Source organism: Pedomonas mirosovicensis (assembly GCF_022569295.1).
GTDB lineage: Bacteria > Pseudomonadota > Alphaproteobacteria > Sphingomonadales > Sphingomonadaceae > Pedomonas > Pedomonas mirosovicensis.
This window is the reverse complement of the sequence record NZ_JAKFIA010000002.1, coordinates 338394-358805: the sequence shown is the minus strand read 5'-3', so window position 1 is coordinate 358805 and position 20412 is coordinate 338394. Positions and strand designations below refer to the sequence as shown.

The 20412-nt window shown below is 65.3% G+C and carries 23 protein-coding genes; 12 read left to right on the top strand and 11 right to left on the bottom strand.

Annotated elements, in window-relative coordinates:
• Positions 1 to 5 precede the first annotated feature (5 nt).
• A complete protein-coding gene (locus L0C21_RS14615) occupies positions 6 to 416 on the top strand; it encodes a phage tail protein (RefSeq protein ID WP_259279174.1) in 411 nt (136 codons plus the stop codon).
• Between the two features lie 2 nt (positions 417 to 418).
• Positions 419 to 1423 carry a contractile injection system protein, VgrG/Pvc8 family gene (locus L0C21_RS14610; RefSeq protein WP_259279173.1) on the top strand — a complete coding sequence of 335 codons (1005 nt, stop codon included), beginning with the start codon at positions 419 to 421 and terminating at the stop codon, positions 1421 to 1423.
• A gap of 24 nt (positions 1424 to 1447) precedes the next feature.
• On the opposite strand, the gene L0C21_RS14605 is transcribed toward L0C21_RS14610, so the two are convergent.
• Positions 1448 to 2314, bottom strand: a complete 867-nt coding sequence (locus L0C21_RS14605; RefSeq protein ID WP_259279172.1) for an SDR family oxidoreductase — start codon at positions 2312 to 2314, stop codon at positions 1448 to 1450.
• 58 nt (positions 2315 to 2372) lie between these two features.
• On the bottom strand, positions 2373 to 3029 hold the full coding sequence (locus L0C21_RS14600) for an O-methyltransferase (protein WP_259279171.1): 657 nt from the start codon (positions 3027 to 3029) through the stop codon (positions 2373 to 2375).
• 94 nt (positions 3030 to 3123) lie between these two features.
• On the opposite strand from L0C21_RS14600, the gene L0C21_RS14595 reads away from it, so the two are divergent.
• On the top strand, positions 3124 to 3759 hold the full coding sequence (locus L0C21_RS14595) for a TetR/AcrR family transcriptional regulator (RefSeq protein WP_259279522.1): 636 nt from the start codon (positions 3124 to 3126) through the stop codon (positions 3757 to 3759).
• Position 3760: 1 nt separating this feature from the next.
• Here the strand turns inward: L0C21_RS14595 and L0C21_RS14590 are convergent, their stop codons facing one another.
• Positions 3761 to 4426: an XRE family transcriptional regulator gene (locus L0C21_RS14590; protein ID WP_259279170.1), complete on the bottom strand. Its 666-nt coding sequence runs from the start codon at positions 4424 to 4426 to the stop codon at positions 3761 to 3763.
• Between the two features lie 310 nt (positions 4427 to 4736).
• Between L0C21_RS14590 and L0C21_RS14585 the strand changes: the two genes are divergently transcribed.
• The 3 genes from L0C21_RS14585 (at position 4737) to L0C21_RS14575 (ending at position 5566) form a co-directional block, all read left to right on the top strand.
• Complete coding sequence (locus L0C21_RS14585; protein ID WP_259279169.1) at positions 4737 to 4970, top strand: Ogr/Delta-like zinc finger protein; 234 nt, start codon at positions 4737 to 4739, stop codon at positions 4968 to 4970.
• Between the two features lie 29 nt (positions 4971 to 4999).
• The gene (locus L0C21_RS14580; RefSeq protein WP_259279168.1) at positions 5000 to 5149 is read left to right on the top strand and encodes a hypothetical protein; all 150 of its coding nucleotides are present in this window, start codon (positions 5000 to 5002) and stop codon (positions 5147 to 5149) included.
• Positions 5150 to 5326: 177 nt separating this feature from the next.
• Entirely contained in the window at positions 5327 to 5566 is a 240-nt protein-coding gene (locus L0C21_RS14575; RefSeq protein WP_259279167.1) for a hypothetical protein, read from the top strand.
• On the opposite strand, the gene ybaK is transcribed toward L0C21_RS14575, so the two are convergent.
• Positions 5563 to 6033, bottom strand: a complete 471-nt coding sequence (gene ybaK, locus L0C21_RS14570; protein WP_259279166.1) for a Cys-tRNA(Pro) deacylase — start codon at positions 6031 to 6033, stop codon at positions 5563 to 5565. The two genes, L0C21_RS14575 and ybaK, sit on opposite strands and share 4 nt — an antisense overlap.
• A 131-nt stretch (positions 6034 to 6164) precedes the next feature.
• Complete coding sequence (locus tag L0C21_RS14565; RefSeq protein WP_259279165.1) at positions 6165 to 6779, bottom strand: DNA-3-methyladenine glycosylase I; 615 nt, start codon at positions 6777 to 6779, stop codon at positions 6165 to 6167.
• A 209-nt stretch (positions 6780 to 6988) separates the two neighbouring features.
• Here L0C21_RS14565 and L0C21_RS14560 point away from each other — a divergent pair, with 209 nt between their 5' ends.
• The 4 genes from L0C21_RS14560 to L0C21_RS14545 all read left to right on the top strand — a co-directional run bounded on the left by L0C21_RS14560 (position 6989) and on the right by L0C21_RS14545 (position 9654).
• Positions 6989 to 8209, top strand: coding sequence for a TetR/AcrR family transcriptional regulator (locus L0C21_RS14560; RefSeq protein ID WP_259279164.1), 1221 nt, complete (start codon positions 6989 to 6991; stop codon positions 8207 to 8209).
• A 142-nt stretch (positions 8210 to 8351) separates the two neighbouring features.
• Positions 8352 to 8765: a four-helix bundle copper-binding protein gene (locus L0C21_RS14555; RefSeq protein ID WP_259279163.1), complete on the top strand. Its 414-nt coding sequence runs from the start codon at positions 8352 to 8354 to the stop codon at positions 8763 to 8765.
• Between the two features lie 63 nt (positions 8766 to 8828).
• Positions 8829 to 9146 carry a hypothetical protein gene (locus tag L0C21_RS14550; protein ID WP_259279162.1) on the top strand — a complete coding sequence of 106 codons (318 nt, stop codon included), beginning with the start codon at positions 8829 to 8831 and terminating at the stop codon, positions 9144 to 9146.
• Between the two features lie 196 nt (positions 9147 to 9342).
• Entirely contained in the window at positions 9343 to 9654 is a 312-nt protein-coding gene (locus L0C21_RS14545) for a CsbD family protein (protein WP_259279161.1), read from the top strand.
• Between the two features lie 55 nt (positions 9655 to 9709).
• Here L0C21_RS14545 and L0C21_RS14540 read toward each other — a convergent pair whose 3' ends face one another.
• The 6 genes from L0C21_RS14540 to L0C21_RS14515 all read right to left on the bottom strand — a co-directional run bounded on the left by L0C21_RS14540 (position 9710) and on the right by L0C21_RS14515 (position 17139).
• Complete coding sequence (locus L0C21_RS14540; RefSeq protein ID WP_259279160.1) at positions 9710 to 10201, bottom strand: SEL1-like repeat protein; 492 nt, start codon at positions 10199 to 10201, stop codon at positions 9710 to 9712.
• Positions 10202 to 10422: 221 nt separating this feature from the next.
• A complete protein-coding gene (locus tag L0C21_RS14535; protein WP_259279159.1) occupies positions 10423 to 12942 on the bottom strand; it encodes a sensor domain-containing phosphodiesterase in 2520 nt (839 codons plus the stop codon).
• Positions 12943 to 13418: 476 nt separating this feature from the next.
• Complete coding sequence (locus L0C21_RS14530; RefSeq protein ID WP_259279158.1) at positions 13419 to 13790, bottom strand: STN domain-containing protein; 372 nt, start codon at positions 13788 to 13790, stop codon at positions 13419 to 13421.
• A 171-nt stretch (positions 13791 to 13961) separates the two neighbouring features.
• Complete coding sequence (gene glk, locus L0C21_RS14525; protein WP_259279157.1) at positions 13962 to 14948, bottom strand: glucokinase; 987 nt, start codon at positions 14946 to 14948, stop codon at positions 13962 to 13964.
• Between the two features lie 95 nt (positions 14949 to 15043).
• Positions 15044 to 15826, bottom strand: a complete 783-nt coding sequence (gene pcaD, locus L0C21_RS14520; RefSeq protein ID WP_259279156.1) for a 3-oxoadipate enol-lactonase — start codon at positions 15824 to 15826, stop codon at positions 15044 to 15046.
• Between the two features lie 74 nt (positions 15827 to 15900).
• Positions 15901 to 17139 (bottom strand): replication protein RepA, encoded by a 1239-nt coding sequence (locus L0C21_RS14515; protein WP_259279155.1) that lies wholly within the window; start codon positions 17137 to 17139, stop codon positions 15901 to 15903.
• Between the two features lie 627 nt (positions 17140 to 17766).
• Between L0C21_RS14515 and L0C21_RS14510 the strand changes: the two genes are divergently transcribed.
• Together L0C21_RS14510 and L0C21_RS14505 are read left to right on the top strand one after the other, a co-directional pair.
• Entirely contained in the window at positions 17767 to 18945 is a 1179-nt protein-coding gene (locus L0C21_RS14510) for an AAA family ATPase (protein ID WP_259279154.1), read from the top strand.
• A gap of 52 nt (positions 18946 to 18997) precedes the next feature.
• A complete protein-coding gene (locus tag L0C21_RS14505; protein ID WP_259279153.1) occupies positions 18998 to 19999 on the top strand; it encodes a ParB/RepB/Spo0J family partition protein in 1002 nt (333 codons plus the stop codon).
• Positions 20000 to 20412 lie beyond the last annotated feature (413 nt).

Here is a 20412-nt window from a genome sequence, read left to right as displayed (position 1 = left end):
CTGCCATGCTGATGGCACTTGGCCAGTTCGTCTTTTCCCTCTCGACCCTCGCCCATCAGGATCTCAGCCACCGGCTGGGTTGGCGGCATGAGCAATCGTCTCGCGTCGGCACGCGCGATGCCAACCAGTTCCTCGGGCCCGGCGAGGAGACCATTTCCCTCTCCGGCCTGGTTGCGCCCGAGCTGATGGACGGGCGCGCCTCCCTCGACACGCTGCGGAACATGGCGGACCAGGGCGAGGCTTGGCCGCTGGTTGATGGCACGGGGCGCGTGTTCGGCAGCTTCGTCATCACCGGGCTTGATGAGCGCCAGAGCCTGTTCAATCCGGACGGCACGGCCCGGCGCATCGAATTCGGGCTGGAGCTGCGGCGGGTGGACGACACGGACGCCGCCGCCCGCATCGCAGGAGGGCAATAAGCATGGCCGCGCGCAACCCGATCCCCGACTATAAGGTGGTGCTGGATGGCCAGGACCTGACCGACCGCATCCGCCCGCGCCTCATCTCCCTCAAGCTGACGGAGAAACGCGACGACGAGGCCGATCAGCTCGACCTGCAGGTCGATGACAGCGACGGGCGGCTCGCCCTGCCCGCGGAAGGCGCGAGCCTCCAGCTGCTGCTGGGCTGGAAGCAGGGGACGGGCGTTCCCGCCGGTCTGGTCGGCAAGGGCGTCTTCAAGGTGGACGAGGTCGAGCACAGCGGCCCGCCCGATGTGGTGACCGTGCGGGCCCGCTCTGCGGACATGACCGCCCAGCTGCGGCTGCGGCGCGAGCAGAGCTGGCATGACACAACGCTGGACGAGGTCATCAATGACATCGCCGGGCGCAATGGCCTTGCCGCCCGCATTCCGCCCGCGCTTGGCGAGACCGCCCTGCCCAGCATCATCCAGAGCCGGGAGAGCGACATGGCGTTCCTGCAACGGCTTGGCCGCCGCTATGATGCGGTTGCCACCGTCAAGAACGGCAGCCTCCTGTTCCTGCCGATCGGCGCGGGCGAGACCGCCAGCGGCCAGCCCCTGCCTTCAGTTGCCATTACGCGCCAGCAGGGCGACCGTCACCGCTTCAGCCGACGCAAGCGGGAGGACTACACGGGCGTCATCGCCGCGTGGCAGGACGTGAAGGCCTCGAAGCGCCATGACGTGACAGTCGGCAGCGACAAGAATGCCAAGCGCCTGTCCCGCGTCTATGCGACAGAACAGGACGCCCGCACCGCCGCCACCGCCGAATGGGGCCGCCTTCAGCGCGGCATCGTCACCCTGGGCTTCAGCCTGGCGCTCGGCCGGGCCGACCTCTATCCCGAGCAGCAGGTCACCCTCTCTGGCTTCAAGGCGGAGATCGACGCCCACCGCTGGCTCATCACCGAGGTCAGCCACAGCCTCAGCAACCAGGGATTCAGGACGGATTTGAATTTGGAGAATGCCGTGTGACGGCGGGCGATCTGAGCCGGGCGGCTACACAGTGTAATAGTTGGGTTGGTCGAGATCGGCCAGGAGGCCCGGACCGGTCGGCTCCCAGCCGAGAAGCGCACGCGTGCGCGCCGCGGACACGGACATGTCGCCGCCTGCGAAGCCCGCGAACCAGCCGAAATGTTCACGCTCACGCGGCTCAACCGGCAGACCAAGCCGCCGGCCGATCGCCTGGGCGATGGCCCTGAAGGGCACGGCCTCCTCCGCAACCGCGTGGTAGACCGAGTGCGTCGCGCCCGCCTCCAGAACCAGCCTGTAGACGCGCGCAGCGTCCAACCGATGCACGCCGGCCCAGCAGTTCTGGCCGTCTCCGATATACGCCGACACGCCCTTCTCGCGCGCGAGGCGGATCAGCATGGGGACGAACCCATGGTCGCCAAGGCCGTGCACCGATGGCGCAAGGCGGATCGTTGCGACGCGAACGCCGCGCTCTGCCAGCGCGCGCGCAGCCGCTTCCGATTTTCGTGCAGAAGCAGGGTTGGGCAGGTCTGCCTCGGTCGCGCCACGCGGCAACCCGGACAGGCCGGAAGTGACGATCAGAGGTCGGTCGGACCCCTCAAGGACGCTGCCGAGCGCATCGATCACGCGCTGGTCCTGGGCAGCGCTTTCCGCAAATTTCGAGAAGTCATGGTTGAAGGCGGTGTGGATCACCGCATCCGCCGCTGAGGCCGCGCGCCGCAGGACATCAAGGTTTTCAAGCGAACCTTCGACCACGGCTGCGCCTTTGGCCGCAAGGGCCTCGGCCTTGCCCTTGTCGCGGGCGAGGCCCGCGACCCGGTGGCCCGCTTTCAGAAGCTCATCGACAACAGCCGATCCCACCCAGCCGGTGGCGCCTGTCAGGAATACGTGCATGGTTTTGCCCTTCATTATTGCCGCGCGGGGCCCCCTGGCCCGGCTCGATGCGGCTGTTTCAGTCGATCCGCATGGAGAGCTCCACATCCTCGGCGAACGGCGTGGACATGTAGCCTCCGGCAGGCGCGCGCACGCGCTCCAGATATTCGGGGCAATGGTCGGCATTGTCCGCCACGATGAGCGCGCCCGGCCTGAGACGGCTTTCCAGCAGGCCCAGAATATCGAGGTAGAGCGCCTTTGCGCCGTCGAGCAGCAGCAGGTCGATCGCATCGGGAAGATCGACGCTCAGCGTCTTGAGGGCATCGCCTTCCCGAATTTCGACCAGATCGATGAGGCCGCCGTCCACCAGGTTCTGGCGCGCTCGCGCGACCTTTGAGGGCTCGAACTCGCTGGTGATCAGGCGGCCGCCGCCATTATCCCTGAGCGCCGCGGCCAGGTGCAGGGTCGAGATGCCGAACGACGTGCCGAACTCGACGATCGTGCGAGCCTTGGTGCTACGCGCCAGCATGTAGAGCAGCGTGCCGGTCTCGCGCGAGACGGGCAGCCACAGATCCTTCAGGCGGCCGTAGAAATCGAGATATTCGGTCTTGCTCCGCATCAGGCGATCCCGTTCCTCGCGGGAGATCTCGGCCAGCGCGGGGCTTGTCGCGGCCTCGGCTTCCTCAAACAGACGATCCAGAAGAGGCGCGAGCGGTGCCGTATTCAAGGTGCTCATTGATGTCTCCAATCCCAGATGAAAGCGTTCTTGTGCTGGGCTGGAAAATACGAATAATTCGTCGCGTTTCCTATTCGCATTGCCGGAGCGCCGGATGGCCGATCGCCGAACAGCCCGAATTTCCTCGAGAAAACAGCCGAGGCAGGCCCGCTCGACCGAGCTTGTCGCCTCGATTCTGGAAGCCGCTGTTCAGGTTTTGGCGACGGAGGGCGCGCAGCGCTTCACCACGGCGCGGGTGGCCGAGAGGGCCGGCGTCAGCATCGGATCGCTCTACCAGTATTTCCCGAACAAGGCCGCGATCCTGTTCCGGCTTCAGAGCGACGAATGGCGACAGACGACGGAAATGCTCGGCTCGATTCTTGGCGACGCTGCAAAACCACCGCTCGAGCGGCTGCGAACCCTGGTCCACGCCTTTATCCGTTCCGAATGCGATGAGGCTCCGGTTCGTGTGGCGCTCAATGATGCTGCTCCTCTTTATCGGGATGCGCCCGAGGCGCGGGAGGCCCACGCTGCGGGAGAGCGCGCCTTCGCCAGCTTCATGCGGGAGGCGCTGCCCGAAGCCTCGGAGGCAGGCCGCGCATTGGCAGGCGAGATGATCACGAAGACGATGAGCGCCGTTGGGAAGCAGTTTTCAGAATCACCGCGCACGGCCGCGGAGATTGAGGCCTTTGCCGATGCGATGGCCGATATGTTCAGCGCCTACCTCACGAGCTGCGGCAGGGCCGCCTGACTCAAACCTTGCGGATGACCGCCACCACGCGGCCGATGACATGCATTTCGCCATCGACGGCGATTTCGGGCGGAACGCGCTCATTATCGGAGAGGATTTTCACCGAGCCGTCCGGCATGGGCCGCAGACGCTTGATCATGCCGGTCATGCCGTAGGCGATGGCCCAGATCTGGTCGCCTATATGCGGGGTTTTCTGGGTGCAGTCCACCAGCACCATGTCAGAATCCAGGATCGTCGGGGCCATGGAATCGCCGATGCCGCGCGCAAAGAACAGCTGGTCCGGGCTGCTCGTCGTATAGCTGCGGAGCCAGGAAGCCGAGAAGTAGCGGCTCTCCGGCGTCACCGGCACATCGAGGTAGGTTGCCCCCATCCCGAACTTCAGGTCGAGCTCCTTGATCTCGACCAGGTCGAGCTGATCCGCGAGCAGCTCGGGCGTCGGCAGCGGCATGGCCCCTTCGGAGGGGTCGTCCGTCTCGCCGGTGAGATACTGCGGGGTCGTGCCGAGCTCGCGGGCGATCACATGCAGGTGCCGCGAGCCTGCGGCCTCCCCAAGCAACAGCCGGCTGATGGTGGGTTGGCGCACACCCACGCGCCGGGCCAACTCGGACTGCGACAGCCCAAGCTCCTCCATACGCTTCCTGATCCGGTCGCCAACGATCTCGCTCACAGGCTGAACCTCTATACGATAACGAATAGGGTGGGATTATATTTTTACGTATTGAATGTCCATACGAAATGCTATATCGATATAGTAATGAGTATATATTGGCACCATGTGAGACGTTGGCATGCTGCGTATATGGAGAGGCCCTGCGGCGTTTCCGGCGCCTATCCCGCCATTCTCCGCGCCTGCCCGGCAAAGCCTGGGCGGCCTGCCAGACAGCAGCCCACGATCCAGCGACCACACCCCTCTCAAGTCTCGACGACCGGAGTTCAGTTCGATGCAGCAGATGCGTAAAGCCCCCCGGCTCCCGGCCATGCAATGCCCGCATTGCACGGCGCCCGCCGTCGCCCGGACGAGCCGCGCCGTCACGGCTCTTTACCGGGAAATCCATTACCAGTGCTCGGATGTGGAGTGCGGCCATACCTTCGCGGCCAGCCTCAGCGTCATGCGGACCATCTCGCCAAGCGCCAAGCCCAATCCGGGGATTGATCTGCCGCTGAGCGTGAGGCGCAAGCCGGAGCACCTGGCCAATAACGAACAGCCCTGACCAGCACCCGCAGATTAACGCCTGACGCCATGGCTTTCCTGGCCAGCCGCTTGTCGGTCGGTGAGGATCGCGCCTTGCCGAAAAACGTGAGTGACATGTTGCTTGAAACCAATCCGCCTTCAACAGCGCCGCGCAAGATGCGGCGCGAACATGGAACAGCCGGAGCCCGCCATGAATGAGGGCGGCGCTTGGATGTCGCCGTGTATGGCAGACTATCGGACCGAAGCGCGCGCAGAGGCGATCAGAGTACCGGCGGATGCCGGGCACGATGAGCTGGAGCGGATCAGGCGGCCCCTAGGCCTTGAGCGCCGGGGGAGAAAGGCCATGCGCGGCGGAGCAGGCCAGGAATTTGCGTGATGATTTTGCACACTCTTCACTGGCCATCCATGGCCCGCTGCGACGGTTGCCATATCGAGGCGAACATGGTGGTCAAGTTCAACCGCCATGACCAGCTCACCCATGCCTGGCTACCCGATGGCTGGCGCGAGGCCGACGGCTTGCACCTGTGCCCAGAGTGCAAGGAGCATGGAGCACCGGCCTGGAACAGCGCCGCGAAGGACGCGCTGCAGAATGGCTTGGAGAAATTCTGCGCCTAGAGCAGCGGGGCCGCGGTGGCGTTCAGGATGCGGACAATCTCGCGCGGGTCAAGCCGCACCTGAAGGCCGCGCTGGCCGCCGTTGAGAAAAATGAGCGGCAGGCGAAGCGCCCCTTCCTCCAGAAACACCGGCACGGCGCGACGCTGGCCAAAGGGGCTGATGCCGCCGACGCGATAGCCGGTTACCCGTTCGGCATCGGGCACGGGCATCATCTGCGCCGCCTTGCCGCCTGCCGCTGAGGCCAGCCGCTTGAGGCTGATTTCCTGGTCAGACGGAGCAATGGCGCATACCGGCTTGCCATCCACCAGCGCCATCAGCGTCTTGTAGACCTCTGACGGGCTGACCCCCAGCGCCTCGGCCGCCTGGAGGCCGACGCGCTGGTTGCCCGGCGCATAATCATAGGTGTGAAGCGTAAAATCGGCGCCCGCGCGCTGGAGCGTCACAACCGCAGGGGTGGATTTGGCCATGGAGAACCTGTGCCTTGCCTTTAATCCGGCCTGACCGGACACGCCGCCGGCAGGCTGGAGATGAAATGGACGAACGGGCTTTGTAAGCCATTTCAGAGCCATCTCAATCCCCAGGGCGGGATGGAGACACCTCAGGCCGGGCGGAGAAAGGCCTGCCGCGCCGCCTCCACCTGCGCGTGAACAATGCAGCCGGGGGCATGATCGTTGACCAGCCCCATGGCCTGCATGAATGCGTGCATGGTGGTGGGGCCGACGAAACTCCAGCCCTGCTTCTTCAGAGCCTTGGAAAGAGCGGTCGACTCCGGCGTCTCCGCCACCACGCCACGGCGGGCGTGCTCCGCCGGGTCGGGCTCGTAACGCCAGAAAAAGGCCGCGAGCGAGCCTTCCTTCTCCCGCAGCGCCACGGCGCGGCGGGCATTGTTGATGACCGACTGGATCTTGCCGCGATGGCGCACGATACCTGGGTCCTGCAACAGACGCTCCACATCCGCCTCGCCAAAGCGCGCCACCATCTCAAAATCGAAGTTGGCAAAGGCGGCGCGGAAAGCCTCCCGCTTGTTGAGAATGGTGAGCCAGCTGAGACCGCACTGGAAGCCTTCGAGGCTGACCTTCTCAAACAGCAGCCGGTCATCGCCCACCGGAAAACCCCATTCAGTATCGTGGTAGCGCCGATAGGCGGGGGTTGCCAGGCACCAGGCGCAGCGCGGCTGCCCGTCCGGCCCTTCCTCAAGCGCAAATGCGGTCATGATTTTTCTCCTTCCTTCCCTCGGCGCAGGAGGCGGATGCTGGCATGTTCCTTCTTTGTTCTCAAGAGCTTTTGCGTGGGGGCCCTCCCCATCAACAGGCCCCTCCCCCGCCATTGCCTGCTTTGCAGGGGGCAAGGCGCAATTTATGGTGCACCGCAGATGACCCCGGCAAGACGCGGGGGCCCAGAGCAACGCAACCCGAGGGCAAGATGACGGCACGGCCGGCTGCAACCAACCGGTACAACGCGCGCAAGGAGACCGTCCTGGCCGCGGCCGTCGATATTCTCAACCAGCAGGGCGTGCGGGGCGTAACCTTTGCCGAAGTGGCCGGCGCCGTGGGGCTGACCACCACCAGCGTCGCCTATTATTTTCCGCGCAAGGAGGACCTGGTCTCCGCCTGCATGGTGCGCGCCGTCGAACGCTGGGATGCCATGATCGAGGCCGCCAGCGCCGAGCCCACCCCCGCTGCCCGGCTGGAGACGCTGATACGGCTGTACCTGGAGAACCAGTTTCTCATCCGCGCGGGCGAGGCCCCGCCGATGGCGCGGTTCGACGAAGTGCGCGCGCTGCGGCCGCCCCATGCCGGCGTGGTGCGAAATGCGCTTCAGGCCATGGTGCGGCGGCTGCGCGGCCTGATGGAAGGACCGGAAATGGCCTGGGCCGGCCGACGCGGCCTCAACGCCCGCGCCAACCTGGTGCTGGAGCAGCTGCTGTGGTCGGTGGTGTGGATCGAGCACTACGATGCGGAGGACGCCCCGCGCCTCGCCGCGCGCCTGCTGGATGCGCTGCTGGGCGGCATCGCCCGCCCCGGCGCGGCATGGACCCCGCAGATCCTGACACCCGCCCTGCCGGACACGCAGGACAGCGGTGCCGACGCCTTCTTGATGGCCGCCACCCGGCTCATCAACGAGATCGGCTACCGGGGCGCATCGGTGGCGCGGATTTCAGAAAGCCTCAACGTTACCAAGGGCGCGTTCTACCACCACAACGATGCCAAGGATGACCTGGTGATCGCCTGCTTCGAGCGCACCTTCGAGATCACCCGGCAGACTCAGCTGGCCGCCAGCGCCCTTGAGAGCGACGGCTGGACCCGCCTGACGACAGCCGCCGCCAGCCTGGTCGCCTTCCAGCTTTCGGAGCAGGGCCCCTTGATGCGCGCCTCGGCGCTGAGCGTGCTGCCGGACCCGCTGCGGCGAGCGATACTGGCCGACTCCGGCCGCGTCTCGCGCCGCTTCGCCTCGATGATTTCAGACGGAATCGCCGACGGCTCACTGCGCGCCGTGGACCCGCTGGTGGCCTCTGAGATGCTGTACGCGGGCATCAACTCCGTCCTGGAACTGGTGCGCCTGGTGCCGGACATCACGGGGCCCCAGGCCATCGACCTTTACCTCAAGCCCACCCTCTACGGCCTTTTCACCCGGCTCGACTGACCAAGGCGGCAGCGCAAGGCAGAACACGACCGGGCCGGAACCTCCCTGCCCGGCTGATGTTCCTTTGAGAACAGCCGGGCGGAACATTCTCTCTCCCGGCTGGCCCTTTTCTTCCCCCAAGGCCAACGCGAGAGGTGATTTCATGCACGCTGAACAGATGATCCGCACGCACCCCGACGTGCGCGGCAACACCAACGATATTCTCATCCGCTGTATCGAGGAATGTTACGATTGCGCCCAAATTTGCATTTCCTGCGCGGATGCGTGCCTGGCCGAGGAGATGGTGCAGGAGTTGCGCCAGTGCATCCGCCTGAACCTTGACTGCGCGGACCTGTGCGCGACGACCGGCAAGGTGGCCACCCGCCGCACCGGCTCGAATGAAGAGTTGATCCGCATAACCCTGCAGGCCTGCGCCACCGCCTGCCGCCTGTGCGCTGAGGAATGCGAACGCCATGCCCGGCGCCATGAGCACTGCCAGGTATGCGCCGAGGCCTGCCGCCGCTGCGAACAGGCCTGTATGGGGGCGATGAACTCCATCAGCCCCAGCACCCACTGACTGGCCCGGCCAGACCGCCCGACTGGCGGACCGGACCCAAGTTTGACGCACAGGAGGCAGCAGATGGCGAACGAGCAGACAACACGAGGCGGCCTGGATGAAATGTCGGGCCGCACGCGGCAGGCCTTTGGCACCCTGACCGGAGACGAGGTGCTGGAAGAGCGCGGGATGCGCCAGCGGATGCGCGGCCGGGCCCGGCGGGCTTATGGCCAGGCGCGCGAGTCCATGCGGGACGCCGCCGACACCATGGGCCGCACGGTTTCCGACCAGCCCATTTCCGCCGTGCTGATCGCCGCGGCACTTGGTTTTGTGCTCGGCATGGTGGCCTTCCGCCGGGATGACCGGGAGATGCAGTGGTCGGCCCGCCGCCGGGCGATGTAGCGAGGATGCGCCTTCCGGATGCTCCGCACGCGGCGCGGGCGGTGCGCTTCGCCGCCCTGGGCGGAACAGGCCGCGGCCGGCGCCGTTGATCCGCCATCCCGCGCGGGGCGCGCCCGGCCCGGCCGAAGGCCGCGCCGGACGGCGGCGGGATGGCGCTTTGATTTTTTCTTTCCACGGCAATGTCAGGAGTGACGTTATGAATCAGGATCGGGTTGAAGGCACTTTGAGGACCGGCATGGGCAAGGCACAGCAAGGTGCCAGCGACATTACCGGCAGCTCGCGCCAGCAGGGCGAAGGCACCCGCCAGGAACTGATGGGCCGCGCCCAAGAATGGTATGGCAGCGCCCGCCAGTCCGTGCAGAACGCAACGGACCAGGTGAGCCGCAACGTGGCCGAGCACCCGGTGCGCTCGCTGCTGATCGCCGGCGCAGTCGGCTGCGCGGCGGCGCTGCTGACCGGCCGCCGTCGGCGCAACCGGCAGATGTATTCGGAGCGCCAGCACTACTGATAGGCCGCGCGCCCGGCAGGCGTCAGACAAGCGGCGGCAGAGACATGGGATGTTCTTATGGCCTGTCGCCGTTGTCCCGCGAGGCGGTGAGGCGCTCCAGCGCCGCGCGGGCTTCGGGCAGGCCAGTGCGGCCCGGCCCGGTGTCGACGGGAATGACCCGGCCCATGCTCTCCTTTCCAACCGGCGGGGAGTAGACCCAGATCCGCCCCGGCACCGATGCGGCCGCGGCGCGGTAATAGCGCATAGCGGCCTTGCGGTCAGCCGGCACACCCAGCCCGTGCTCATAGGCGATGCCCAGGGCGTACTGGGCAAGCTGGTCGTTGCGTTCAGCCCAGCAGGCAAGATTTTCCATGGATCGCATGTTCAGCAGCGCCAGCGCCCTGATAGGCGCAGATGCGCCAGGAAGCGCGTATGCCGGCGCCTCGCCCTGGCAGACGGGAGGCCTGGCGCAGGCGGCAAGCAGAAGCGCCGGCAACAGCAACGGCCCGATGACGCGCCGGGCGAATTTCCAGGATGGCAAGGCGCGCGCAGCTATGCCAGCAGCCATGGTCTCTCCCCTTCCAGGCTGAATGTCTCACGCCGATTTTACGCCAGCGCGCACGAAGGGCCACTCGCCCGTGCGGGTGGGGAAAACCGCCCGAATTTTTTCCGCTGACTTTTCGCGCAGACGGGTGAAGGCGATGGAGTTGCTGCCGCGAAAACTCCAGAGCCTTTTGGTGGTCGCGTTTTCTTCAACCGCAGGATGGTCCACCCTGCTCGAAAGCTGCGCTAGGCCGCATAGACGCCTTGCAGCAGATTTTCGGCGGCCATGGCGGCGGCGGGGCGGCCGAGAAAATAGCCCTGCCCCACGTCGCACTGGTGCGCCAGCAGGAAATCCGCCTGCGCCTGGGTCTCGATGCCCTCGGCCACGACGCAGATGCCAAGGCTCTGCCCCAGGCTGATGACCGCCCGAATGATGGCCCCGCCGAAGGGGTCGTTCTCCAGGTCGCGCACGAAGCTCTGGTCGATCTTGATGGTATCAACCGGAAAGCGCTTCAAATGTGACAGGGAGGCAAAGCCGGTGCCGAAATCATCAAGCGCAATCCGCACGCCCGCGTTGCTCAGCGTCCGCAAAATGCGATCGGACCGGTCGGACTGGTGACCGAGCAGAACCGACTCCGTGACTTCCAGTTCGAGATAGCGGGGCGGCACCCCCGCTTCCTGCAACTGGCCGAGCACGCGTTCGGCAAAGTTGTCGCGCAGAAACTCTACAGCCGAGGCGTTGACGGCCACATGGCCGAACTCATAGCCCGCATCCAGCCAGGCGCGCATCTGCGCCGCCACCAGGGCGAACATGCGTTCGCTGATGGCCACGGCCAGATCCTGGTCCTCAAGGGCGGCGGCGATCTGGGCCGGCCCCTGGATGCCCCGGCGCGGATGCCGCCAGCGCAGCAGCGCTTCGAAGCCGACGAGCTTGCCGGTATCCAGCGCGATCTTGGGCTGGAAGTAGGGCACGATATTTCCTGTATCCAGCGCCTGCCGCGCCATGGACAGCATGGAGGTGTGCAGCTGGAGTTCCGAGCGCATTTCCGGCTCGAACACCACCAGACGGCACCGCCCCTGCGCCTTGGCCCGGTAGAGCGCCACATCGGCGTTGCGCTGGAGGTTGTTGGCGTCGCGGCCGTGCTCGGGATAAAGGCTGGCCCCGATGCTGGCCCGGCATTCGATGGCGTGGCCCTCGAAGGTGAGCCGCTCGCGCATCTGCTCGAGCACCGTTTGGGCGAGATCGAGCATCTGCTGGCTGCCCGACAGGTTGGGCATGATGAGCGCGAACTCATCGCCCCCCAGCCGCGCCAGCGTATCCTCTTCCCGCCGCAGCCCTTGAAGCCGCTCAACGAACGTCCGCAGCAGGAAGTCGCCCGCCTCGTGCCCCAGCGTGTCGTTGGTCTGCTTCAGCTTATCGAGATCGAACAGCAGAAGACCCACATGGCTGCGCTCCGTCTCCGCCTGCTGAACCGCCGCGCTCAGCCGCTTGAGGAACAGGCGGCGATTGGCAAGACCGGTCAGCGGGTCATGCTCGGACGCCCAGAGGACGCGTTCCTCGGAATTCTTCTCCTCGGTGACGTCGCGGGTGGTGAGCACCAGCCGGCCGGACTCGCCGTCATCGGCGGCAGAAGCCCACACGCGCACCTCCAGCCAGCGCAGCGCGCCGTTATCGAGACGGCGGATGCGAATATAATGCGCGCCCTCGCGCAGGGGCACGTTCGGGTCCGGCTTCAGCAGCCAGTTCCGCACCGTCCGCCGCGCCTCCGGCTCAAGAACCGCCAGCGCCAGGCGCAGGCTGGGCTTTGTGCCCTCCGGCGCGCCAACCATCGCCCGCAACTCGTCCGACCAGCTGAACGCGCCGGTGGGCAGGTGGTAGTCCGCAACGCCCAGACGCGCGGCCTTGGTCGCCAGCCGGAACCGCTCCTCGCTGCTGTTCAGCGCAGCCTTGGCCTTCTTGTACCAGGTTATGTCATGCATGAAGGCGACAAGCGAAACCGGCTTCCCGGTCTCGTCGCGCACGAAGGAGACATCGACCGCGCACCAGAGCATCGATCCATCCGGGCGGGCCCAGCGGACCTCGGTGGAGAAGGGCTGACCGGTCGGCCGGTTCATATCGAACAGCTCACGGAGCTTGCGCCAGTCGCGCAGATGCATCAGCCGCTCGAGCGGCACGCGGCGCAACACCTTGGCGCTGCGGCCGGCAAGCGCGCAGAACCGCTCGTTGACCATGAGAATGCGGCCGTTGAAATCCTGATGGAGAATGCCGACCAGAGCCTGGCTGGAGATCGCCTCAAGGCAGCGCCGGGCCTCCTGCAGCGCCCGCTCCGTCTCGCGGCCGCGGCCCTGCGCGGCAAGACACGCCAGCAGCAGGCTCGCCAGCCCTTGCAGCATTTGCGCCTGCGTTTCCGTCGGCCCCTCAAGGTGGGGCGCCGTATCGAGCCCGGCCACGAAGCCGAACACCCGGCCATCGCTTCCCGCCAGCGGCACGGCCGCCGCAAACCGCAGCGCCGGCGCGCCGGCAACGAGCGGATGGGCGCTGAAGCGGGCGTCGCGGGACATGTCGAGCACGGTCAGCGGCTGCCCGGCGCGAAAGTGAGGCATGAGGAGCGAAGCCGAAAGCGGCGTCTCCGTAATTCCGAAGCCAATCTCACCGAGAAACCGCAGGCGCTCGCCATCCGCCACCGCGACGGCGGCCAGGGGAACGCCCATACAATCCGCCGCCATGCGCGCGAAGGTGGTGAAGACCTCCGCATCCGTCGGCATCGCATCCAACGCAGAAGCGCCCAGCCTGGGATTAAACAAACCCGACACACTCTCCAGGGTATTCGACATTACAACCTACTCGTACCCATACGCACAGGCATATAGGCCCTTGATTGCTCGAGACACGCAACATGCCACGCGGCGCTCCCTCCCCGGGAGTCCCCGCCCCCTATGCTAACAGCCGGTTGTGTAAATAACCAAGATCAAAGCCTCCCCGTCACCCTGCCTGCTTTATGTTCTTGCGCGGGACAGCGCGCTCCCCAACCCGGCGCGCAGCGCTGCCCCGATCGACCGGGCTGGAGATGCTAGTGCCCGGCTCTGGATAAGAAAGACATCATCGGCCATTTCGGCCCAGTTGCAAAGCACAGCATGAACACATGCTGGCGTTGAATGGGGTCGCAAATCAAGCCGCGAGGCGCAACCCGGCTTGCGACGGACGCCAATTGAGTGCGCCAGACCGTGAAACCGTAAGGGAATCAGCGCCCGGAACCCTGGGGAGACGCGCGACGAACCGAGCGCAGGGCAAAGCCGCCGGCAGGCTGACGCGGCGTGGCCGCAATTTCCAGCGTTGTGCCCGCAAGCAGGCGATCAAGCGCTTCCCGCGCCGTTCGTCGCCCCCTGACGCCCGGCGACAGCTCCCCAGGCGGAATGGGCGGATGCAGAACGGCAAGGCCTGTCTGACGGGCGAACAGGCTAAGGGCATCGCCCAGCGGCTGCGGCGGGATGGCAAAGTCGTAAAGCGCCGCGCCCGCATCTCTCGTCGGCGCAGCGGTCACCAGCGCCGGGCCTCCAAGGCCGAGGGTCAGGGCCAGGCCAATGGCCCGGCATCGTGATTGCAATATTGTCATATTCTGCCGCCCCACTCTGGTGGTTCGCCCGGTGCTTGCAGCTACGTCTCGGCTGCAACCAATTGTGAAAAGCGGCGGCGTGGGATTCAATCTTGTCAATTAAATGGAGGTATCACCTAAGTCATACGCATTAATCTTCGCTCGACACAGGCAGGTGCTGCGACGGGCGGATCAGTTTTCATCCAGGGCCAGAGCCGCCGTGCCCTTGAGCCCGATGAGTCGTTGGGTCATCGCCAGAGAGGGCACCCTGGCCATGGCATCGGCAAAGCGGCCCTTGTCCTCGAAACGCTGGCGGAAGCGGCTGGCCTGCAAGGCAGGCAGCAGCACGGAGGTGAGATTGCCGGCAAGAAACAGGCCGTCCCATGCGCCGAAAGCCAGAACGAAATCTCCCGCGACCGCGCCATAAAGATCGCAGAACAGCTGGACCGTCTGCGCCTCCGGCCCATCGGGCGCCTGGGCGGCGGCTTCCGTAATGGCCTCGGGCCGGGACAGGGCGGTGGGCCTGCCCTCGATCTCGCACAGGACTTCATGCAGAGCAACGAGGCCGGGGCCGGAGAGAAGCCGCTCGTTGGAGACCCGCCCGTAACGCAGCTGCAAGAGGCGCAGCACCTCGACCTCGCGCGCGTCCGACGGGGCGAAGGCCGTATGCCCGGCCTCGGACGGCAGGACCAGCGGCACGCCGCGTTGCAATCGCACCATGCAAACGCCAAGGCCGGTGCCAGGGCCGACGACGGCAAGGGTCATGTCCGCGCGCCAGTCAGGCGCGGGCAAGGGGCCGATGAGGGCGAGATCCTGCCGCTCCATCAGCGGCACCGCCCGGCCGATGGCCTGGAAGTCGTTGACCAGCCTCAGGCTTTCCAGGCCGAACAGCCGGCAGGCCTCGGGCGCGGAGACGACCCAGGGACTGTTGGTCAGCCGCACCGTATCGCCGAGCACCGCCGTTGCGACCGCGAACACCGCCCGGCGCACGCCTCTTGCAAGCTCCGCCGCTTCTTCCAGATAGCGGCGCACCGCATCCGTGAACGACGGAAAGTCAGCGGACTTGTATTTACGCGTCTCCGCCATCATCGGCTGCCCGGCCGGGCCCCTTCGGGCCAACGCGAAGCGGGCATTGGTGCCGCCGATATCTCCAACGAGCACGGGCACTTCGTCTGCCACGATCGACCGCCTCTTCCTGACTGATTAGTCTTCTCCTTTCATATGGCGCGACAGGACGGAAGCGGTAGGGCTGGCCCAACCCGCCATAGGCGGACTCACTCCCCAAGGAAGGCAAGCAGCAGGGAATTGAAGGCGGCGGCATCCTCAACGTTGGACAGGTGCGCGGACGGCAGAACCTCCAGCCGGCTGTCCGCGATTTCAGCGTAAAGCATCTCGGCGCAATCCAGCGGCGTCGAGCTATCCTTGCTGCCGCCGATGACGAGCGTGGGTGCGGTAATCCCCGGAAGAATGTCCCGCAGGTCCATCTCGGCAATCGCCGCGGCGCAGCCCGCATAGCCCTGTGGGTTTGTCGCCAGCAGCAGGCGGCGGATGCTCTCCACCGTCTCCGGCGCGCGCTCGTGAAAGGCTGGCGTGAACCAGCGCCCCAGCGTGGCCTCCGCCAGCGCCGCCACACCCTGGGTGGTGACGGCCTCGATCCGGGACAACCAGTTCTCCGGCGGGCCCATGTAGGCGCAGGTATTGGCGAGGATCAGCTTCTCCAGCCGCTCTGGCGCATTGACGCCCAGCCACTGTCCCACGAACCCGCCCATGGAAATGCCGCAGAAGGACGCCTTCTCGATTCCAAGCGCGTCCATAAGGCCAAGGGTATCGCGCCCCAGCCGCTCGATGGAATAGGGGCCGGGCGGCACGTCGGATCCGCCATGGCCGCGGGCATCATAGCGCAGCAGGCGAAGCCGCCCTTGCAGGGCTTCAACCTGCGGCTCCCACATGTCGAGGGACGCCCCGAGGGCATGGGCCAGGATGAGAACCGGCGCTCCCTCTGGCCCGTCCATCCGCCAGGCGATGCGGCAGCCGTCTTCAAGCGTCGCGTAATCCATGGAAGATCACCTCCCCGTTTTTACCAGAGAAGATATAGTCCGCTGACTTTTCGCGCCCGCCTCTTTTCAGCGGCTTACGCCCGGCTGGCACGCCGCTCGGCATAGGAGCGGCAGAAGCCGGCCCAACAACGCAGCAACTCGGCGCCCTTCAATTCACCCGGCCGCTCGCGGATAATCTTGCGGAACTCGTCCGCAATACGGTCCACATCCCAACCGCCGCCCAGATCAAGCGCGACTTCCCGCAGCTTCTGCTCGGCCGGGCCGCCGAAGCTGAGACTTCCCAAGGGAAAGGTAAAACTATTGTCCACGACCGGGCGCGACGCCTCCAGACCCGGCAGCCGGGCCGGGGCCAGGTGGCTGCGGCGGGGCAGGAAGTCTTTCTCCACAGGCGGAGCGGACTCACGCAGCACCACCACGTCCGGCCGGCTGAAGTCGGCCTTGGCCGCGGGGTAAACCGCCTGCACGCGAATCCAGGCGTCGCGGATGGCGCGCTGGAAATCGCGCATCCGGGGCGATTCCAGCCCGAAGTGGGCCTTGCGAACCTTCTCCCACTCGAACGCGATCTCGCCGTCGACATTGGGCAGGCGGAAGGCCAGCCAGGTATAAAGGTCAATGGCGGTGGCGTTGTCGCGCAGCTGGGCCAGCGCCCGCTCGTCCAGCGGCACTGAATGGCGCATCAGGTGATTGAAAAAGGCATCCGAGAAACGGATGCGCTTCACGAAGGCATCGCCCTGGAAAATCTCGTAGGCGTTGGCCAGCGCCACGTCCTGCACGGTTTCGCTGTTGTCATCGCCAACGAAGCGGATGGTCCATTCGCAGCGCAAGAGGCGGCGCAGCTGCTCGCGCACGCCGGTCAGCGCCCCGCCCTTGCCGCCGCCGTCACTGGAATAGCCCATGCGGCGCATGAAATGGGACAGGCTGTTGCCGAGGTAAATTTCCGGGCTGTTGTTCCGCCGCGCCTCGGACATCATATAGACGAGGATGAGCCGCGCCTTGGGGCCGAAAGGCACGCCGTAGCACACCGGCTCGCCATCCTCGCCGGGCACTGATTTGGGCGCGATCAACAATTGATAGCGGCCATCCGTGCGCTGAATCGGTTTATAGGGGTTGGCCGGCTGGCGCGCCGGCAGGCTCATGGTGCAGAAGGCCGAGTCGAGAAAGCTCAGCTTGGGATCGGTCTTCTCCATTTCGCAAATGGAGGTAATGATCTTGCGAGCGCGCGGGTCGCGCGTGGTGGCCATGATCGGCGCGGCATCATAGGAAAACAGCTCCAACTGCTTCCTCAGCCCCTCTACGTCGATTGCATCGTCCATTTCGTCGGCCCCTAGCGACTCTCTACCGCAAGCCTATGGTTACCGGTTGGCCTTTGTCACGCACAAAAGCGAAAAATTTGCAAAGTTATCCGCTGGGTTTTCGCGTTTGCCAGTTCAGACCGGGGTGGCGGGTCGTTTGCGTAGCGACAGGACTGTGGCGGCCGTTTTGCAAAAAAGACAAGCCAAAAATTGAAAAACGATTCGAACCTTCGGGTTGCACCATGGCTGGGGACGGGCTGCCCGCTGACTTTTCGTAATCATATCGGAAGGGATTCAAGTTCGGTCTATAGGAATCAGATTCTGTGCCGCGCGGAAACCCAGCGGAAGAAACACGAGTCGTTGCGGAAAGGCAGCGGAACCCAGGTGGGAAACTCAGCGGAGGGGAAAAGCGAAAACCCAGCGGAAGCGCGAAAAGGCAGCGGAGCTTATCCACAAGGGAGGGTACGCGCGTGGGAGCGCTTTCGGGACACTGTGGCGGTTTCGGAGCGAGGACATAGAGCGACTCGGAATTTGGCGGAATGCGTAAAATCAGCGGAGGGGTTTGCAAATTCTGCGTCAAAGGGGTTCCATTTTGCAAAGCGCTCTGTCTATAAGCGAGGGGTTGCCAGTCCAAGGAGCCTGCTGCACATGGAACCTTTAGAGACGCTGGAGACCATCCTTGCCTTCCGCAACGACACGGAGCTGTCGTTCCAGGCCCTGGAGGATGTGGTCTCGCAGCGCAATCAGCGCCGCACGTTGACGCTGCGCTTCCCGATGGGAAAGGCAGCGGAGATGATTGGCCGCTCCTCCGAATCCATTCGGGAAGCCGAAGCCTCCGGCCGTCTGCCCCAGCCTGAACTGTCCGCCACTAACCGGCGGGTGGGCTATACGCTGCCTGAAATCAACAACATGCGCCGGGTGTTCGGCACCCTGCCATGGCGGGCGGAAACCGACGAGCCGGTCATCCTCTCGGTGCAGAACTTCAAGGGCGGCGTCGGCAAGTCGACCATCGCTGTGCACACCGCCCACTATCTGGCGCTCAAGGGCTACCGCGTGCTGCTGGTGGACTGCGACCCACAGGGCAGCTCGACCAGCCTCATGGGCATCAACCCGGATGTGGACCTGGGCGGCGGCGAGACCCTCTATCCTTATCTGCGCCGGGACTATGAGGACCTGAGCTACGCCATTCGTCCGACGCATTGGGAAGGGCTTGATCTGATTCCGGCCAACCTCGACCTGTTCAGCTCGGAATACGAGATGGCGGTGTTATTGAAGGACAACCCCATCCATTTCGACTGGCTGCGCGAGGGTATCGAGCGGGCGGCCCAGAACTATGACGTGGTGATCCTCGACTCGCCGCCGGCGCTCGGCTTCATTTCGCTGAGCGTGCTGCGCGCGGCCAATGCGCTGCTCATTCCAACGCTGCCGTCGAACGTGGACCTGTTCTCCACCCGCAAGTTCATCGCCATGATGACGGATGTGCTGGAGCAGCTTTCCAGCTTGCCGCGCGAGCGCGCCTACAAGTTCCTGCGCGTCGTCATCTCCCGCGGTTCGGATACCAAGACCAGCCACGGCGAGATGAGCCATTTCATGGAAGAAACCTGGGGACGTCGCATGATGCGGGCGCAGCTGAAGGACTCGGCGGAGATCGACAACGCGGGCATGCTGCTGAAGACCGTCTATGAAATCGGCCAGCCGACCGCCTCGCGCCAGACCTGGACGCGCTGCATGTCGTACCTCGACGCCTATGGCAAGGAACTGGAACTGCTGATCCGCAAGACCTGGCCGAGCCACTATGAATCTCTGGAGCAGGCCGGGCTGCTCTAGGCACTCTGACGGAAACGAAAACACCTGACCTCGGGCAGGAGGAGAGGGACCCATGGCGATCAAGGCGAAATCCATCATCTCGCAGGCGCTGGAGAAGCGGCAAGCCAATACGCCGGAGCCCGGTGCGGGCGAGAACGCCAACCTCTCCACCCGCATGTCGGCGCTGGGTTCGGCGCTGGGCTCTGATACCAAGGTGCAGACCCAGCGGCTGATCGACCCAAGCCGTTGCCGCATCTGGCAGGGTAACGCGCGCATCTATGACCAGCTGACCCTCGCTCAGTGCCAGGACCTGATCGACAACCTCATCGCCGAGGGCGGGCAGAAGATCCCGGCCGTCGTGCGGCCGGTCCGGGGCGACGCCAGCGTTGACTATGAAGTGATCTGCGGCGCGCGGCGGCACTGGAGCATCAGCTGGCTGCGCGCCCACAACTACCCGGAGATGAAATTCCTCGTCGCCGTGCAGGACATGGACGACGAGGCCGCCTTCCGCCTGCAGGACTTGGAGAACCGGGAACGGCAGGACATCTCGGATTACGAGCGCGCCCGCTCCTATGCCCAGGCGCTCGACTACTATTACGGCGGCCAGCAGCACGCCATGGCCAAGCGGCTTAACGTCTCGGAAAGCTGGCTAAGCCGCTACCTCACCATTGCCCGGCTGCCGGAGGAGGTGCTGGCGGCGTTCGGCGACAAGCGCGCGCTCAACATCACCGCTGCCGCCGAGATCGCACCGCTGCTCAAAACCGAGAAGGGCCGTAGCGCCGTGCTGGCGGCAGCAAACGAACTGGCGGCGGAGCAAGAGACGCTGGCGGGTGAGGGCAGGCCCTTCCTGCCGGCGGCAACGGTGCGGACCCGCCTTAAGAAGAGCGCCGCCACACCCAAGGCGAGCAAGACAGGGCCGGAGACGGTGACGTTGCCGAACGGTCGCCCGGTGCTGCGTTTCACGCGGCCGGGCCGGGGTGGAGCCTTCCAGATCCAAGTACTACCGGGCCATGGAGCCAGCAAGGATGAGGTGCTGGCGCTCATCAGCCAGACGGCGGAGCAGTTGCTCCGCTGATCTTGCAGACCTGCAAGATATCCTCAAAGCCGCGGAAAACCGCGGCTTTTTTGTTGGTCAATGGTGCGGCAGCGGCGGGTGGCGTTTGTCGACACACAAGACCGACAGGGAAGGGGAAGAGCCGTCTTGCAGGCCTGCAATTTGCCCGGAAACCCGCAGAAATCTGAGGTTTTCCGCCTCCGTTTGGGTCGGCTTCTGCGCCCCGGCGCGATTGGGCGACGAAACGTGCAGTTCCTGTTCAGACTCCATCAACGCGCCTGCTAGACCAGACAGCTCTTCTCCATGGCGGTTCAGGTTGGGCAGGTGGAATCTGGTTCCGTTTCATGACGTCCCATTTGCCATGAGGACCCGCGCCGACCTTGGCGGCAAACCCACCGATCAGAGATTGCCTTGCCGGTACGTCCCGCTCGTGG